1 protein-coding gene is annotated in these 241 nt (G+C 51.9%); it reads left to right on the top strand.

Annotated elements, in window-relative coordinates:
- The coding region (locus HBA93_RS24470) for a DNA-binding domain-containing protein (protein ID WP_286202165.1) at window positions 1–241 on the top strand (241 nt) is incomplete at both ends.

Raw genomic sequence — 241 nt, 5'->3', positions numbered from 1 at the left:
GGATGGCGATGGTTGATGGTTATGATCGTGACATCTGGCTTGCTGTTCTTATGCCATCTTCTGCACCGGGTGCGGATAAAGCAGAGTGCCACGCATCGGCATGGGAGTTTTTGAAGTCTGATTTTTTACGCCCTGAAAAGCCTGCCTTTTCAGCTTGCTACCGTCGTATGGTGACTGTTGCCAAGAAACAGAAATGGGCACCGATCCCGTCCGAGCGTGCTTTGCGCCGTCGTCTCAATGA

The organism is Ochrobactrum sp. SFR4 (genome assembly GCF_019730395.1).
Classification (GTDB): domain Bacteria; phylum Pseudomonadota; class Alphaproteobacteria; order Rhizobiales; family Rhizobiaceae; genus Pseudochrobactrum.
This window is presented reverse-complemented; position numbering and strand designations above follow the sequence as displayed.